The sequence below is a fragment of the Pseudaestuariivita sp. genome, assembly GCF_052825805.1.
This window is the reverse complement of record NZ_JBRBVB010000002.1, coordinates 179,060-194,970: the sequence shown is the minus strand read 5'-3', so window position 1 is coordinate 194,970 and position 15,911 is coordinate 179,060. Positions and strand designations below refer to the sequence as shown.

At 65.5% G+C, this 15,911-nt stretch carries 14 protein-coding genes and 1 tRNA gene; 1 reads left to right on the top strand and 14 read right to left on the bottom strand.

Going from position 1 to position 15,911, the window contains the following annotated elements:
• The first annotated feature begins 73 nt into the window (after nucleotides 1-73).
• Nucleotides 74-817 carry a hypothetical protein gene (locus tag ACU0B3_RS02050; RefSeq protein ID WP_446259139.1) on the top strand — a complete coding sequence of 248 codons (744 nt, stop codon included), beginning with the start codon at nucleotides 74-76 and terminating at the stop codon, nucleotides 815-817.
• 49 nt (nucleotides 818-866) lie between these two features.
• On the opposite strand, the gene ACU0B3_RS02045 is transcribed toward ACU0B3_RS02050, so the two are convergent.
• From ACU0B3_RS02045 to ACU0B3_RS01980, 14 genes are all read right to left on the bottom strand, one after another.
• Nucleotides 867-943 (bottom strand) — tRNA-Asp (locus tag ACU0B3_RS02045).
• Between the two features lie 166 nt (nucleotides 944-1,109).
• Nucleotides 1,110-1,760: a hypothetical protein gene (locus ACU0B3_RS02040; RefSeq protein WP_446259138.1), complete on the bottom strand. Its 651-nt coding sequence runs from the start codon at nucleotides 1,758-1,760 to the stop codon at nucleotides 1,110-1,112.
• Nucleotides 1,761-1,905: 145 nt separating this feature from the next.
• A complete protein-coding gene (locus ACU0B3_RS02035) occupies nucleotides 1,906-4,803 on the bottom strand; it encodes a CheR family methyltransferase (RefSeq protein WP_446259137.1) in 2,898 nt (965 codons plus the stop codon).
• 110 nt (nucleotides 4,804-4,913) lie between these two features.
• Entirely contained in the window at nucleotides 4,914-6,413 is a 1,500-nt protein-coding gene (gene betC / locus ACU0B3_RS02030) for a choline-sulfatase (protein WP_446259136.1), read from the bottom strand.
• Nucleotides 6,414-6,785: 372 nt separating this feature from the next.
• Complete coding sequence (locus ACU0B3_RS02025) at nucleotides 6,786-8,054, bottom strand: ABC transporter permease subunit (RefSeq protein ID WP_446259135.1); 1,269 nt, start codon at nucleotides 8,052-8,054, stop codon at nucleotides 6,786-6,788.
• On the bottom strand, nucleotides 8,051-8,830 hold the full coding sequence (locus ACU0B3_RS02020; protein WP_446259567.1) for a taurine ABC transporter ATP-binding protein: 780 nt from the start codon (nucleotides 8,828-8,830) through the stop codon (nucleotides 8,051-8,053). Before ACU0B3_RS02020 ends, ACU0B3_RS02025 begins: the two co-directional genes overlap by 4 nt.
• 138 nt (nucleotides 8,831-8,968) lie before the next feature.
• The gene (locus ACU0B3_RS02015) at nucleotides 8,969-9,970 is read right to left on the bottom strand and encodes a taurine ABC transporter substrate-binding protein (RefSeq protein ID WP_446259134.1); all 1,002 of its coding nucleotides are present in this window, start codon (nucleotides 9,968-9,970) and stop codon (nucleotides 8,969-8,971) included.
• 312 nt (nucleotides 9,971-10,282) lie between these two features.
• Entirely contained in the window at nucleotides 10,283-11,548 is a 1,266-nt protein-coding gene (locus ACU0B3_RS02010; RefSeq protein ID WP_446259133.1) for a glutamate-5-semialdehyde dehydrogenase, read from the bottom strand.
• Nucleotides 11,549-11,611: 63 nt separating this feature from the next.
• Complete coding sequence (gene proB, locus ACU0B3_RS02005; protein WP_446259132.1) at nucleotides 11,612-12,718, bottom strand: glutamate 5-kinase; 1,107 nt, start codon at nucleotides 12,716-12,718, stop codon at nucleotides 11,612-11,614.
• Nucleotides 12,706-13,740, bottom strand: a complete 1,035-nt coding sequence (gene obgE / locus ACU0B3_RS02000; protein ID WP_446259131.1) for a GTPase ObgE — start codon at nucleotides 13,738-13,740, stop codon at nucleotides 12,706-12,708. Before obgE ends, proB begins: the two co-directional genes overlap by 13 nt.
• Nucleotides 13,737-14,255 carry a GNAT family N-acetyltransferase gene (locus ACU0B3_RS01995; RefSeq protein WP_446259130.1) on the bottom strand — a complete coding sequence of 173 codons (519 nt, stop codon included), beginning with the start codon at nucleotides 14,253-14,255 and terminating at the stop codon, nucleotides 13,737-13,739. The genes obgE and ACU0B3_RS01995 overlap by 4 nt, the downstream gene beginning before the upstream one ends.
• A complete protein-coding gene (locus tag ACU0B3_RS01990) occupies nucleotides 14,255-14,788 on the bottom strand; it encodes a GNAT family N-acetyltransferase (protein ID WP_446259129.1) in 534 nt (177 codons plus the stop codon). Before ACU0B3_RS01990 ends, ACU0B3_RS01995 begins: the two co-directional genes overlap by 1 nt.
• A complete protein-coding gene (locus ACU0B3_RS01985) occupies nucleotides 14,785-15,390 on the bottom strand; it encodes a LysE family translocator (protein ID WP_446259128.1) in 606 nt (201 codons plus the stop codon). The genes ACU0B3_RS01990 and ACU0B3_RS01985 overlap by 4 nt, the downstream gene beginning before the upstream one ends.
• Complete coding sequence (locus ACU0B3_RS01980; RefSeq protein ID WP_446259127.1) at nucleotides 15,381-15,905, bottom strand: GNAT family N-acetyltransferase; 525 nt, start codon at nucleotides 15,903-15,905, stop codon at nucleotides 15,381-15,383. The genes ACU0B3_RS01985 and ACU0B3_RS01980 overlap by 10 nt, the downstream gene beginning before the upstream one ends.
• Between the last annotated feature and the right edge of the window lie 6 nt (nucleotides 15,906-15,911).

Genomic DNA, 15,911 nt, shown 5'->3' with positions numbered 1-15,911 from the left:
CGCTTTGCGAGGGCAGCCTAGTGGACAGGGAGGCTTTTGTGAATCATCAATGGCGAAAAAAGAGCGTGCGATCATGGACCTGGTAACGTCTCCCCTGCATCTTCATCGCGTCGCAAAGACGCCGATCACCCATTTTCAAGTGTTTGGAGAGCGCGCGTCGGGCACCAACGTGGTGCGCAAGACCATCGAGAAAAACATCGCCATCGAGCGCACGGACGCGCTGGGGTGGAAGCACGGGTTTCCGCATATGGTCGCGGTGCCAACCGAATGCCTGGTGATTTGCGTGGCGCGGAATGCAGCGGACTGGGCGCTGTCGATGCATAAACGGCCCTGGCACGCAGCGCCGGCGATGCAAAAGCTCGATTTTGACGCGTTTATCCGGGCGGAATGGCACAGCATCGTCGACCGTGCGTCGGACTTTGCGGAGGCGCCCGAGGGGCTGGGCGTGGAGGGGCGGATGCTGCAGCACGACCGCCACCCGCTGAGCGGGCGCGCGTTCGAGAACCTCTTTCGGCTGCGCAGTCTCAAGCTGGAGGCGCTGCTCGGGATGCGGCACCGGGGGTGCTCGCTGGTGTTCGTGCAGTTCGAGTTCTTCCGCGATGACCCGGAGCGGTTCGTGGAGGCGCTGTGCCAAGCGTACGGACTGGCGCGGTCCACCGACACCTATCAGGGTGTGACGCGGCGCATGGGCAACCTGTGGAAGAGTTCGGTCAAGGCGCGTCCCGAGACACCAAAGGCGCTGAGCGCGGAAAACCTGGCGTTCATGAAACGCAACCTCGACCTCGATGTGGAGGCGCGGTTCGGGTACAGCTACTGACCAGCCGAAACGCTGGATCAACATACCCAAAAGGTGTGGCGGGGGGAAGTGGCGCGGTTGACGGGGCTCGAACCCGCGACCCCCGGCGTGACAGGCCGGTACTCTAACCAACTGAGCTACAACCGCGCGTGAGGCGTGATTAGGCCAAGCGGCGGGGCGCGTCAATCGGGATTTTGCGAGAAATGTGCGGGCCGTACAATTGCGGAAAATCGCGCCTGTCCGGGCACATCCGCCCGGCCCGGCCGGCGCGCAAAGGCGCGGCGCGGTGCAGGGTTCGTGTGTGGCGGAGAGGTCAGGCCGAGGCAGCCTGCTGCATGCCGAAGTGCGGGAGTGCGGGGCTGTGCGCGGGGGCGGCCAAGGGCGCCGGGTCCTGACACAGGAAGCGTTTGAGCAGCTCGACGTGGAAGTAAAGCTCGTCCCGGCGGAGCGCCATCAGGCGCAGGCGTTCCTCGAGCGCGGCGCGGCTGCCTTCGGGCAATTCAGAGACGTCGGGCAGCATCGCCAGGTCGCAGGCCGGAAGGCAGATGTCCTCGAGCGCGGCGAGCGCGACGGCGTTGCTCTGCGCGGCCACCGGGTTTGCCACGTAATCCTGGCGCCGGAACGCTGCGGCGATCGAGCCGATGAAGTACATGAACCGCATGGTGACCTTGCGCGTCCCGTCGGCGAGCACGTGGCTCAGCACCCGCATCCGGGCAAGCACCAGCCCCGGCAGCTCGATCACGCGGTCAGGTGCGGAAAAGACGGCCTGGCCGCTCGCCAGATCGCCCAGCACCTCGCGCACCGTGCGGGCAAGGTCGGGACACAGCGCCTGGTCAAGCCGGTCCCCGCGCATAAAGCTCATCCGGTGGTGGAAGTCGCCGCTGCGCACGTCTGCCGAGATCACACGGCAGCTTTCCTCCGTGTCGCCGACACGCAGCGACATCGCAAACATCGATTCAGTCATTGTCGTCCCCTGGCTTTCGCCTCCCCCTGCCATCCAATCAGGGGTGGCAAAGGTATCGTCTGCAAAAGTAAACAAAGTCTTAACGACCGGCAAATTTGCTATGTTTTATGACATATTTTGCGGATGACGTGGCGTGAACGGGCAGTTATTGATCGAGCCGTTTGAAAGCGCCAACCAAAGCAACGACTTGGCCGCCGTCCCCGAGTACCGCGGTGCCGACCGAACGGACGGCGATTTCCTGCCCATCGGCGCGTTTGAGGCGCGCATCGAAGGCAAATTCGGACTTGGTCGCGATGCAGCGGTCGAGCGAGGTGCGCACCAGCGGGCGATCATCGGGGTGGTAGAAGTCGATGGCCTTGTCCACGGAAGGCTCGCCCTTGTCCGGGTCGAGGCCGTGGATGTGGAATACCTCCCGCGACCAGGTCAGCCGGTTCACGATCAGGTTGTAGCGCCAGTGCGAAATGCCGCCGAGCCGGTCCATGAGGTCGGTCATCTTGCCGATACTCGACAGGTCGATCTCCTGCGCCGAGATCGTCAGGCCGATCACATCGCCGTGCCCGTCCCGGAACGGGGCAAAGTAGAGCCGTCGCGCGCGCAGGCCGGTCTCGAAGGGAATGACCTTCTGCTGCCGCGTCCGAAAGACCTCGCCGGCCGCGTCGATCAACGACGGAAATCCCGGCTGAGGCGTGCACTGCGTCAGGTGCATCCGTGTCGGCGCGAGGTCCGGCAGTCCGAAGAAACCGCTCCCCGACCGCGACGCGCGCCGTATCATGAGGGCCTCGTCCACCACCATGATCGGATAGGGGATGGAATCGAGGATCGCCTCGAGCTCGGTGCTGATCTTTTGCAGCTCGGAGGAGCTGACCTTCATTTCCTCGTTGACGGTGATGAGCTCTTCGTTCGTCGATTGCAATTCCTCGTTGGAGGTCTCGAGCTCTTCGTTCGTGGCCTGCAGCTCTTCGTTCGTCGATTGCAGCTCTTCGTTGACCGATTGCAGCTCTTCGTTCGAGGTCTGCAGCTCTTCGACGGTCTGTTGGAGCGCTTCGCGGGTGCTGACCATCTCGCTTTCGATATGCTTGAGGTACTCAAGCCTTTCGGCCTCCGAGAGCGTGTCGACCTGGGTGTCCAATTTCGTGCTTTCGCGCGTCTCGATGGCCACGAGCACATGCTCTTCGCCGTCGTCCATCGGGCCGAGCGGGTAAACCACGGCACGGGCCTCTTGGTTTCCGTCGGTCCTCGTCTTGTGCCACTGGCCATTGCGCCGCGCGTTGTGGCGCAGACTGAGGGTGATGAGGCTGACGACGTCGTCGCGCAGGGGCGGTGCCAGAAGGTCGGTCGACAGCGTCAGACGGCTCTTGTCGCTCAGGCGCAGGAACGGCGTGATCTCCCCGAGCACCCTCAGGATCGTCTGGCCACGGGTCGCGATAAAGCCGTTTTCTGCCACCCCGCGCAGGAGCGCGTCGTACATCTTCTGAGCGTTGGAATTGGCCTGAGCCGCAACCGGCACCCCCGGCAGCCGCGGCGCCTCCGCGCGCGGAAGGGCGCGCACGTTTGCCAGGGCCAGCCGATCGGCGAGCTTTTCGCGGAACGCCTCGCGCTTGGCGAAGATCTTGTCCGCGCCTTGGGTCGGGCGGTATTGCGCCTGCATGTTCCCGACCGTCTCGGACGTGCCGAGAAAGAGCAGCCCGCGCGGTGCCAGCGCGTAGTGCAGCCGCGTCAGCACGCGCTCCTGCAGCATCGGGTTGAAGTAGATCAGCACGTTGCGCAGGCTCACCACGTCCACGTTCATGAACGGCGGATCCTGAAAGATGTTGTGGTGCGAAAAGAGCGTCACGGCGCGCAACGCGCGTTTGACCTTGAGCTTGCCCGACTGCATGTCGAAATAATCGCGCACGTACTTTTCCGGCACGCCCTGCACAGCCGAGATCGGGTAGAGCCCTGCCCGCGCCACATCGAGCGCACGCGCGTCGATGTCGGTGGCAAAGATCTGCAGCCGCGCCTTGTCCAGCTTGTCGAGCCCGCCCATCGCCTGCGCCAGCAGGATGGCGATCGAATACGCTTCCTCCCCCGTGGCGCAGCCCGCCACCCAGACACGCAGCGGCGCGTCGCCCTTGGCCTTGACCAGCTCCTCGAGCTGCGTGCCGAGCGCGGCGAACTGGTCGGGATCGCGGAAGAACCGCGTTACCGAGATCAAAAGGTCGCGAAAGAGCGCGTCGACCTCGTCCGTGGAGACCCGGCAGAACGCAACGTAGTCGTCGTACTCGTCGATCCCCAGCGCCACCATGCGCCGCGCGATGCGCCGGTTGACGGTGTTCTCCTTGTAGTCGCGGAAATCGACGCGGGTCCGGGCCAGCAGGATGTGCATCAGGTCGGTCATCCGGCCCGGCTGCTCGTTCAAGGTCTTGAGCGCGCCGAAATCGCGCGAGGACGACAGGATCTTGCCCAGGTGCACGCCGATCTGTTCCGGCGTCAGCGTCAGGTCGACGCAGCCCGTTGCCACCGCCGAGGACGGCATGCCGTCGTACTTTGCCGTCGACGCCTCCTGCGCGATGGTGATGCCGCCCGCCTCGCGGATCGCCTGCACGCCGTAGCTGCCGTCGCTGCCGGTCCCGGACAGGACAACGCCCATGCAGTACTCGCCGCATTCCTGCGCGAGGCTCTTGAAGAGACGGTCGGCCGAAGGCTTGGGCGGCGCGGCATGTTCGGACGGCGGGCGCAGGCGGAACTGCCCGTCCTCGAGCACGACGTCGGTGTTGGGCGGCGTCACGTAGATCGTGTTCCGCTCCGGCATCACGTCCGAGGCCGTCAGCTCGATCACCGGCAGGCTCGTCTCGTGCGACAAAAGCGAGGTCAGGAGGCTCTTGTGATGGGGCGACATGTGCTGGGCAAGCACGTAGACCGCCGGCGCATCTTCCGGCAGGTTCTGTGCGAGCTGCGACACCGCTTCGAGCCCGCCCGCCGACGCGGCGATGCCGATAAAGTATGTGCGGGTGTCGGTCACGCGAGAGCCTTTGACGCAAGTCGCCTCAGGGTAGAAGGGCATGGGTGTCAGCGCAAGCGAACACTGCGAAGCGGTATGGGTGTGGCCCGGCCCGCGTAAGGTGGGCAGTGCCGAAGGACACCGCCCGCCCCTCTGGTCCGGCACTGCCCACCCTACGGTTTGAACGGAGGGAAGCGCCCCTTTTCCTGCGCCACCCGGTAGTCCATGTGGTTGCGCACGTATTCGAGCGAGGCGTCCCGGGGCGGCTGCCAGTCCCAATGCGTCGGCGCGCCACGCTGCATCGCCCGGTAGACCGCCCGCCGCTGGCTTTGCGAGGCGATCACCTCGGCTTTCAGCGCTTTGAGATCCCAGCGCGCCGCCACTTCGGCGGCAAAGGCGCCGGCCTCCTCAGCATAGTCGGGATCGTCTGCAAGGTTCACCAGCTCGTCCGGGTCGTTCGCCAGGTCAAAGAGCATCGGCGGATCGTCCGGGCAAGCCATGTATTTGAACGTCCCCCGCCGCAGCATGATCATCGGCGCGCCCGTCGTCTCGGCGCAATACTCGGAGATGGCGGTGCCATCCTGCGTTTCGCCTTTGAGCGACGGCGTCAAGGACACCCCGTCGAGTGGCAGGCCAAGCTCGGGGTCGGCGCCCGCCAGATCGAGCAGCGTCGGGGTCAGGTCCACCAGTGAGCACACGGTGTCCGAGGTGCCCTCGGCCACGCCCGGTCCGGCCACGATCAGCGGCACGCGGACGGAATGCTCGAAATGGGTCATCTTGTACCACAGGCCCCGCTCGCCAAGCATGTCGCCGTGATCGGCGGTCACGATGACGATGGTGTTCTCGAGCTGGCCCGTGTCTTCGAGCGCCTTGAGCATGATGCCGAGGTTGTGGTCCACGTGGCTGACGTTGGCATAATACCCGTGCCGCGACCGCCGGATCATGTCTTCGGTGATCTCGGCGGTGTCCGCGCCGATCCCCTTGCGCACGCGCTGGGTTTGCGGGTCGTCCTGCTCGGGGATCTGCGGCAGGTCGATCTCGTCCTCGTCGTAGAGGTCCCAGAACTCTTGCCGTGGCAGGTATGGGTCGTGCGGGTGAATGAGCGAGAGCACCATGCAGAACGGGTGCTGTTTCTGCATCGCCCGTTCGATCAACCAGCGGCGGGCGAGAAACGTCGCCTCTTCATCGTACTCGACCTGAAAGGACGTGGTAACAGGGCCGGCCTCCACGACGCTGTCCATGTTGTGGTACCACTTGTCGATCCGCTCGTCCGGGTTTCGCCAGTCCGGGATCCACGCCAGATCGGCGGGGTAGACGTCGGTGGTCAGCCGCTCTTCGAACCCATGGAGCTGGTCGGGGCCGACAAAGTGCATCTTGCCCGACAGGCACGTGCGGTAGCCGGCCTCGCGCAGGTAATGCGCAAAGGTCGGCAGGCCGGAGGCCATCTCGGACGCATTGTCGAAGGCCCCGATCTGCGAGATGTGCTTGCCGGTCATGAACGCCTGGCGCGACGGCGCACACAGCGGCGAGTTGCAATACGCCGCGTCGAACCGCATGCCGCGTTTCGCGAGCCGGTCCATGTGCGGCGTCTGTACGACGGGGTGGCCGTAGGCACCGGTGAACTGCGGCGCCAGCTGGTCGGCCATGACGATGAGGATGTTGGGCTGGGTCATTCGGAGCTCCTGAAGACGTGTTTAGGTCGTGTGGTCAGGAGCCCTTCGGTGGCGGCTGGTAGTGCATGGGTTTTGTGCTGCGCATGGGCGGTAGAGTGGGCAATTCGGACCGGCTGTCAAAGAAAAACGTGGGCACGTTGCTCCCGCGCGGAATCAAGGCGAAGCCGCCGCGCATCGACGGGCCGCCCCCCGGCACGTCGATATGTCTCAGTTCGTGCATCGCTCGAACGTCTTTAGGACTTGGCTAGGATAAAGGTGCCTAGAATAAATGCAGCATCGACGCACCGCGGCCCGTCGATGCGCTCGTATCAAATCAAAACCGGCGCGCCCGGAAAGCACGCCGGTTTAAGAATCTCGCAGAAAGATGAGGCCCTACCCCCGCCCCTTCCAAGGCACCAGCCACTTCTCGGCCATGCGCATCAGGATATCGATGCCGTAGCCGATCACGCCGATCAGGATGATGCCGGTGATGACGATGTCGGTCAGCTGGAAGCGGGAGGCGACCATGATCATCATGCCCGCGCCCTTCTCGGCGGCGACCAGCTCGGCCGCGACCACCGTCCCCCAGCAGACCCCCATCGCGACCCGCGCGCCGGTGAAGATCTCGGGCAGCGAGTTTGGCATGATCACATACCGCATCACCTGCCACTTGGTCGCACCCAGTGAATAGGCGGCGTGGACCTTAGAGATCTTGACCCCCGACACACCCGCGCGCGCGGCAATTGCCATGATCCAGAGGGCTGCGAGGAACAGAAGGATGATCTTCCCCTCCTCCCCGATGCCCGCCCAGATGATCACCAGAGGGATCAGCGCCAGTGGCGGCACCGGGCGCATGAACTCGACGATCGGATCGAACCAGCCCCGGAACCAGTTGCTGAGACCCATCGCGTAGCCCAGCGGAATGCCAACGAGCGCGCCGATGATAAAGCCCGCGATCACGCGCAAAAGCGACCAGCCAAGGTGCTCGAGCAGGGTAAAGTTCTGGTACCCCTCGTCAAAGAGCGACAGGAAACGGGTCCAGACCGTCTCGGGCGCGGGCAGCCAGATCGGCTCCATCTGCATGCCCTTGTAGGGCGTAAAGTTGATCGTGCCCTTGTCGGTGATGACCACCGTCCCGTCGTCCGTCTCGACCTCGCTGCCGGGCTCGACCGGCTCGCCGTTGATCGCGACCAGACGGGCGCCATCATCGCGGCGGGTCGCCTCGTCGTTGCGGTCCCAGAGGATCAGTCCCGAACGCCACGCGCCGATCGTGTCGGTGTCGTTCTTTGCAAAGCCGCTCCCGGGTTCGACCTCCGGCGCATCGGGCGTCTCGGAGACAGGGTGCACGCGGATCGTCACCGTCGCCTCGTCGCGCCCTGCGGGGCCCTCGGCGGTGTAGGTGAACTGGGTGTCGCCCATGAACGGTCCCGGCATGTGCAGGAACTTGGGCAAGAGCGAAGAGCCGGTGAACATGCCCCAGAGGACAAAGAGCGCGATCACCGAGATGATCGAGGCCCACCGGTCCGCGCGCACGGCACTCTCGTCGCCAAACGTCACGGTTTTAAGGGAGGTAAAATCCTTGGGCGTCGCGCGGCGCACGATGAATTTGACCGCAAAGTAGGCGCCGACAAAGATGGCGACGTAAATCAGCAAAGGGATCATGCGCTTGCCTCCTCGGTACGGCCCATGATCTCTTCTTCCATGTCCCAGATCATCGACAGGATTTCCTCACGCGTCGGCGCGTAGTCGGGGTGGGTCTTGACCTCACGCAGGTCCTTGCCAACACCCATGTCTGCGAACGGCAAACGGTATTCCCTGTGGATGCGGCCGGGTCGCGGCGCCATCACCAAGAGGCGCTCACCGAGCAGCAACGCCTCCTCCACCGAGTGGGTGATGAGGATGATCGTCTTGCCCGTCTCCTTCCAGAGCTTGAGCACCAGACCTTGCATCTTTTCGCGGGTCAGCGCGTCGAGCGCGCCGAGCGGTTCGTCCATCAAGATCACGTCCGGGTCATTCGCCAGACAGCGGGCCAAAGCCACACGCTGCTGCATCCCGCCCGAAAGCTCGTAGACCATCTTTTCCTTGAAGTCCTGAAGGCCGACCACATCCAGAAGGTGATCCACCTTTTCGCGGCTCTCAGCCTTGGGGGCGCCCTTCATTTTGGGACCAAAGCCCACATTTTCGCGCACGCTCATCCACTCGAAGAGCGCGCCCTGCTGGAAGACCATGCCGCGCTCGGCGGCGGGTCCCACGACGCGATTGCCGTCGAGCCGGATCTCGCCGGAGGTCGGCGCCAGAAAGCCCGCCACGATGTTGAGGAGCGTCGTCTTCCCGCAGCCAGAGGGCCCAAGTACCGACATGAGCTCCCCCCTCTTTAGGGTCAGGCTGACGTCCTTGAGCGCTTGCACGTAATCGCCGTTCGGCAGATCAAAGCGCATGGAGATGTTGTCGATCACAAGCTCTGACAAGAGGCGACCTCGTTCGTTGTAAGGGGGTGTCCGCGAAGGCCCGGGACCGGCATGGATAAATGCGCAAAGGGCGCGCAGCGTGTCGCCGCGCGCCCTTCACAAAGCGGCTTACATGCCGCTCACAGCCTTGAGGCCGTCGAGGTTCACCGCGTTCTCGTAGCTGTCGAGTGCGCCGTCAATGGAGCCTGCTTCGACGAAGACGTCCGCAACACCCTTCATAAAGGTCTGTGCGTTGCCGCCAAGCCAGCCGTCGCCCAGCTGCTCTTCGACCGTCGGGAAGGTGAAGGTCGCGATGGTTTCCATCGTCGCCGTCTCGTCCATGCCGGCGTCCTTGGCGATGACGGGGAGCATCTTGGCGTGGTTCGCCTCATCCGCCCACATCGCGTTGGCGTCTGCGGTCACTTGCAGGAACTTCTCAACCATTTCGCTGTTCTCAGCGACAAAGGCGGCAGGCGCCGAGGTCACGTCGAAAACGAGGATGCCGAGTTCGGTCTTCTCATCGCCGGTCAGCAGCACGTTGCCGTGCTCTTTCATACGGCGGAGCGAGCCGCCCCAGCCGCAAGCCATGTCAACCGCGCCTTGCGCGATGGCGGCCGCGCCTTCGGGCGGGTTCATGTTGACGATTTCCATGGACGCCGGATCAACGCCAAAGTGCTCCATCTGCTTGAGGTAGCCGTAGTGCGCTGCGGTGCCGAGCGGAACGGCAACCTTCTTGCCTGCCAGCTCGGAAGCGGAGGAGGCGTCGATCTCGAGCGCTTCGGCCACAACGCAGTTGTCGTTGTCAGCGTAGGACACGGCGACGTCGATGATCTGCAGGTCTTGCCCGCCCGAGGTTGCGACCACGAAGGGCGGCAGACCTTGGCTGACCGAGATTTGCACGTCGCCGGACGCCATGGCTGCGGACATCGCCACACCGGAGTCGAACGAGACCCAGTTGACGGTGGTGCCGAGCGCCTCGTCGTACATGCCTTCGACCTTGGCGAACTGGAACGGCATCGGCCATTCGAGGAAGTAGCCGACGGTCAGCGAGTGGCCATCTGCAGACGCCATTTGCGCGCTGAGCGCCATCGCCGTACCCGCGAGCAGCGCGGTCAGGTTTTTGCGTTTCATGAGTTTCTCCCTTTTGGTTGTGACCCGCCCCGGGCTTTGCCCAAGCTGAGCCGACAGAAGCGCACGCGCTTCCACGCGCCAGACTTTCAGCGCTTGAGAAGGCAATGGCAACAGCTTCCTGCGAGGGGGGATAGGATCAGTTTTGCAGGCTTGATAAGTCCAGTTTGCCCGCGCGGTATCCGACGGCACACCTTTGCGACGCATCACGTTGAATAGGCGACAGAATTCCGTGCTGCCGCCTTCATGGGTCAAAAAATGAGACTTAGGGTATTAAAAACCCCTGCATGGATTTTGTGCGGGGTCCCTGCCCGCTCAACCCCGGATCGTGCCGTTCCCGGTCACGAGGTACTTGAACGAGGTCAGCTGCGCCGCCCCCACCGGTCCCCGTGCGTGCATCTTGCCGGTGGCGATTCCAATCTCCGCGCCCATTCCGAACTCGCCGCCATCGGCAAATTGCGTGGAGGCGTTGTGCATGAGAATGGCGCTGTCGAGGCGGGCAAAGAAGGTGTCTGCCGCCGCCTGGTCCTCAGTGAGGATGCAGTCCGTGTGCTGCGAGCCGTACTGCGAGATATGGGCAATCGCCGCGTCGATGTCGTCCACCACGCGCGCGGCCATGATCATGTCGAGGTACTCGGTCCCCCAGTCCTCGTCGCTCGCCGGAACAGTGCCCTCGATCTGGGTCAGGCCTTCGCCCACGCGCATCTCGACACCTTTGTCGATCAGAGCCCGGATGACCCCCTGCCCCAATGTCTCGACCACGTCCTTGTGGATCAAAAGGCACTCCGCCGCGCCGCAGATCCCTGTGCGCCGGGTCTTGGCGTTCAGCACCACGTCGAGCGTCTTTTGGGGGTCTGCGTCCTTGTCGATGTAGACGTGCACAATCCCCTCTAGATGGGCAAAGACCGGCACCCGCGCCTCGCGCTGCACCAGCCCCACGAGGCCTTTCCCGCCGCGCGGGACGATCACGTCGATGCTGTCCGTCATCGTGAGCATCTCCGAAACCGCCGCCCGGTCCCGCGTGGGGACGCGCTGGATCGCATCTTCGGGAAGACCAGCAGACTTGAGCCCTTGGACGAGGCAGGTGTGGATCGCGCCTGAAGAGTGGAAACTCTCCGAGCCGCCCCGCAGGATCACTGCGTTGCCCGCCTTGAGACAAAGAGCACCCGCGTCTGCCGTGACGTTGGGTCGGGACTCGTAGATGACCCCGATCACCCCCAAGGGCGTGCGCACCCGCTTGATCTGAAGGCCGGTGGGCTGGGCCCATTCGGAAAGGACCTCCCCCACCGGATCGTCCTGCGCTGCGACCGCCCTGAGCCCCGCCGCGATCCCTTCGGTCCGCGCGGGATCAAGCATGAGCCGATCGAGCATCGCAGCGCTGAGCCCCTTCTCGCGCCCGTAGGCCATGTCCTTTTCGTTCGCCGCAATCACCTCGTCGCTCCCTTTCAGGAGCGCCTCGGCCGCCGCCTCCAGCGCCTGGCGCTTTTGGTCTGCCGTGGCCGTTGCGAGCGTTTCCGCTGCCTTTTTGGCACGAGCACCGAGGTCGGCCATCAGGGTGGAGATGTCGGTCATGTCTTTCATCGGTCAGGTCCTGGTGGCGATGTGGGGAGCCTCCGGCGGGGATATTTTTAGCCAGAAGAAGAGTTAGAGCGCGAGGTCGTCGCGGTGGATCATAGCGGCGCGGCCGGGATAGCCCAAGAGGGCTTCGAAGCGGGAAGAGTGCTGACCGCGGATCTTGCGCGCCTCGTCGGAGGTGTAGCGGGTGAGGCCCTGACCGAGGCGGGTGCCGGTTGGCGCGAGGACCTCGATGGCGTCGCCGCGCTCAAACGAGCCGGTCAAATCCGTGACGCCTGCCGGGAGGAGCGATTTGCCGGAAGCGAGTGCTTGGGCGGCGCCGGCGTCGAGGTGCAGGGCGCCTTGCGGTTTCATTGCGGCGATCCATGCTTTGCGCGCGGAGGCCGGGTCGGTCTTGGCAGTGAACCAGGTGACCGGCGCGCCTGTCTCGATGGCAGCGAGGGCGTGGTCGGGCGTGCCGAGGGCGATGGCCATGGCGCAGCCGGCGGCGGTAGCGGTTTTGGCGGCCATGACCTTGGTCTTCATCCCGCCTTTCGACAGGCCCGAGCCTGCGTCGCCGGCCATCGCCTCGATCTCGGGCGTGATCTCGGTCACGGTCTCGAGGCGCGTGGCAGAGGGGTCCTCGTTCGGGTTAGCGGTGTAGAGCCCGTCAACGTCCGAGAGCAGGATCAGGTGGTCGGCGCCCACTGTCACGGCGATCTGCGCGGCAAGCCGGTCGTTGTCACCGAAGCGGATTTCGTCCGTCGCGACGGTGTCGTTCTCGTTCACAATCGGCACCACGCCAAGCGCGAGAAGTTGGTTCAATGTTGCGCGCGCGTTGAGATAGCGGCGGCGGTTGGCGCTATCCTCGAGCGTCAGAAGAACCTGCGCCGTGGTCAGTTGGTGCGGGTGCAGCGCCGCCTCGTAGGCGCGTGCGAGCTGGATTTGTCCAACGGCGGCAGCGGCTTGCGCTTTCTCAAGTGGCAGGACGCCGGTGCCGAGGTTCAGCACGCCGCGCCCGAGCGCGATGGAGCCGGAGGAGACAAGCACGACGTCGATGCCGCGCGCGCGCAAAGCGGCGACGTCGGCGGCGAGCGCGGTGAGCCATGTCTCGCGCAGGGCGCCGGTCGCGCGGTCCACAAGGAGGGCCGAGCCGATCTTGACGACGATGCGGCGGGCCTGGCCTAGGGCTGCCACGGCGCGTCCTCCTCGGGCGGCAGCTCGGCCTTGCGCTCGGCGTCGATCACCCGGCGGAGGGCGCGGAGGACCTCCGGCACGCCCTGCCCCGCGACGCCGGACATCACCATGACCTCCCCGCCGGATGCTTCGGCCACCTCGGCGCGCTGCATCTCGGTCAGCTCGGCGTCGAGCGCGTCGATCTTGTTCAGGACGGTGATGCGGGGCTTGTCCGCGAGGGCGCCGCCGTAGGCTTCGAGCTCGGTGATGATGGTGCGGTAGTCCTCGGCGGGATCGTTCACGGTGCCGTCGATCAAGTGCAAGAGCACGGCGCAGCGCTCCACGTGGCCCAGGAAGCGATCACCGATGCCTTTGCCTTCAGAGGCGCCTTCGATCAAGCCGGGGATGTCGGCGACGACAAACTCGGTGTTGTCGATGCCGACGACGCCCAGTTTGGGGTGGAGCGTCGTGAACGGGTAGTCGGCGATCTTGGGGCGGGCGTTGGAGGTGGCCGCGAGAAAGGTCGACTTGCCCGCGTTCGGCAGGCCAAGGAGGCCCACGTCCGCGATGAGTTTCAGGCGCAACCAGATGGTGCGCTCGACGCCGGGCTGGCCGGGGTTGGCGCGGCGCGGGGCCTGGTTGGTCGAGGTCTTGAAATGAAGGTTGCCAAAGCCACCGTTGCCGCCCTTGGCGAGCTGTACCCGGTCGCCGACGTTCACGAGATCGGCGATCACCGTTTCCTGGTCTTCGTCCAGGATCTCGGTCCCGGCGGGCACCTTGAGCACGATGTCATCGCCGGACGCGCCCGTGCGGTTGGCGCCCATGCCGGGGCGCCCGTTGTCGGCGAACCAGTGTTGCTGGTAGCGGAAGTCGATGAGCGTGTTGAGCCCGTCCACGGCCTCGGCCCAGACCGAGCCGCCCTTGCCGCCGTCGCCGCCGTCGGGCCCGCCGTATTCGATGAACTTTTCCCGGCGAAAGCTGACGGAGCCGCCCCCGCCGGAGCCGGAGCGCAGGTAGACCTTGGCCAGATCGAGGAACTTCATGTGGCGGCCTCCAGGGATGCGCGGGTCAGGCGATAGAGCCAAACGGGCGCCGGCTCAAGTCGCGCGGCGGAGGTGGCGGTGCCGGTGCCGGTCCGTTCAAAGCCGATGGAACGCAGGATGTGGTCCGAGGCCGGGTTGTCGGTGAAGACGTCGGCGGTGAGCGCGGTGACGTCGAAGGCGTCAAAGAGGGCGGCGCAAAAGGCGACCATGGCCTCGCGTCCAAATCCCCGGCCCTGCACCGCCGGGTCGAGGAAATAGAAAACGTCGGGCTCCGCGCCTTCGTCCACGCCGACGGAGCCAACGAGGTGACCGTCGTGGTAGACGCCCAGCCGAAAAGGCAGCGCGCCGCGCGGCTGTGTCTCTTCGATAAAGGCGCGCGCGGCCTCTACCGTCCAGTCGGGCGGGAACTTGAAGAGCATCCTGCCGACGCTGTCCTGTGTGACGATGGCGCGGACGGCAGCGGCGTCGGCATCTGCCATCGCGCGCAAGGTCAGGCGCCGGGTGTTGAGCTGCATCACATCTGCCTCAGGTAGGTCCAGGTCGGCACGTTGGCGCCGCGCGCGACGGAATACGCCTCGGCGTCGCCGATGTACGCGAACCCGCAGGCGGTCAGCACGCGGGCGGAGGCCGGGTTGTCCTGGAACGTCGAGCCGAAGAGCGTCGCGCAGCCCTGCGGGTTGGCGGCCACAAGCGCAGTGAGCGCGCGCTGCGCGATACCGTTGCCCCAGTGGACGGGCGCGATCCAGTAGCCGATTTCGGATTGTTCGGGCGACAGGCGCGTGAGGGAGATGAGGCCCATGACCTCGGCCCCGCCAGAGGCGCTGGCATCGACGGCCCACACGTCCTCGACCCGGTCCGGTGCGCCGGCGCGGGCGATGAAATCCTCGGTCACGCCGGGCGGCAGCGGGTGCGGGATCGACGTCGTCATCTGCGCGACCCGCGCGTCGCTGGCGTATTGCGAGATCGGCCCGGCATCGGAGCTGCGCAGCGGACGCAGCGCGAGCGCTTCGGTGGAAATCACAGGCTGGGTCAGCGTTTGAAGGGTCATGGGGTGGCTCCTTCCAGCAAGAGGACGTGCAGCACCGAGGCCACAGTGAGCAGCGCAAGGGTGATCATCAGCGCGCGCTCGTAGCGCGTGCTAGCCAAGACGCGGGCCAGCCGGTCGCCGGCAAACGCCCAGAGCGGGTGCAGGATCAGCTGCGCGGTGCCGAGCGTGAGCGCCACCATAAGCGTCGCCTGAAAGGCGCTGGCGCCCGCGGGGACAAAGCTGGTGAGGCCGGTGATCGCCATCGCCCAGGCCTTGGGGTTGAGCGGGTGCACGATCAGGCCCGCGCGAAAGCCGACGCGCCGCGTCTCGGTCCCCGGGGTCAGCCGCATCTGCGCGACGCGCCACGCAAGCCAGCAGATGTATCCGATGGCCGCCCATTTCAGCACCGCGAACAGCAGTGGCGCATCAGCGAGAAACGTCATCAGCCCCAGACCAAGCGGCCAGATCAAGAGCTGCTTGCCCGCCGTCACGCCAAGCGCAAAGGGCAGGCTCGCGCGGAACCCCTGCGCCGCGCCCGTCGCCATCAGCGCCATGTTGGCAGGTCCCGGCGTGCCGACCTGCGCGACGGCAAAGGCGGCAAAAGGCAGCGTCGTCAGGACCATGACCGCGCCTCCCACGTGGCGCGGGTCAGGACAAATCCGGTCTCGGGCAAGTCCTCGCCGCGCGCGCGGCAGTGGCTGACGCAGCGGGTGGTGGGTGTGAACCCCAGCTTTTCGAGCACCCGGACCGAGCCGGGATTGCCGTCAAAGACGCAGCCCGAAACCGTGTCCGCCTCCGTGCGGCGGGCGAAATAGGCGTCGAGCATCAGGCGAGCGGCGCGGGTGGCCAGCCCCTGCCCCCACGCCGCGCGCGCGAGCCAGTAGCCAATCGTGTCCTCGACCCGGATCACGCCGACCGGGGCGCCGCGCCACTCGATCACCGCAGAGGCCGGCCAGAACGGCCCGCCGTCCGGCTCGGTCCGGCGCACGTCCGCTTCGCGGCAGGGATGCGGGATCACGGCCGTCCATTTGGAGACTTCAAAATCGTTCAGCGCTCGCGCCATAACCGGCACGTCGGCGTCCCGGATGTCGCGCAGGATCAGATCGCCCTCGATCATCTGCTGGTCTTGTGCGGGCATGACCTG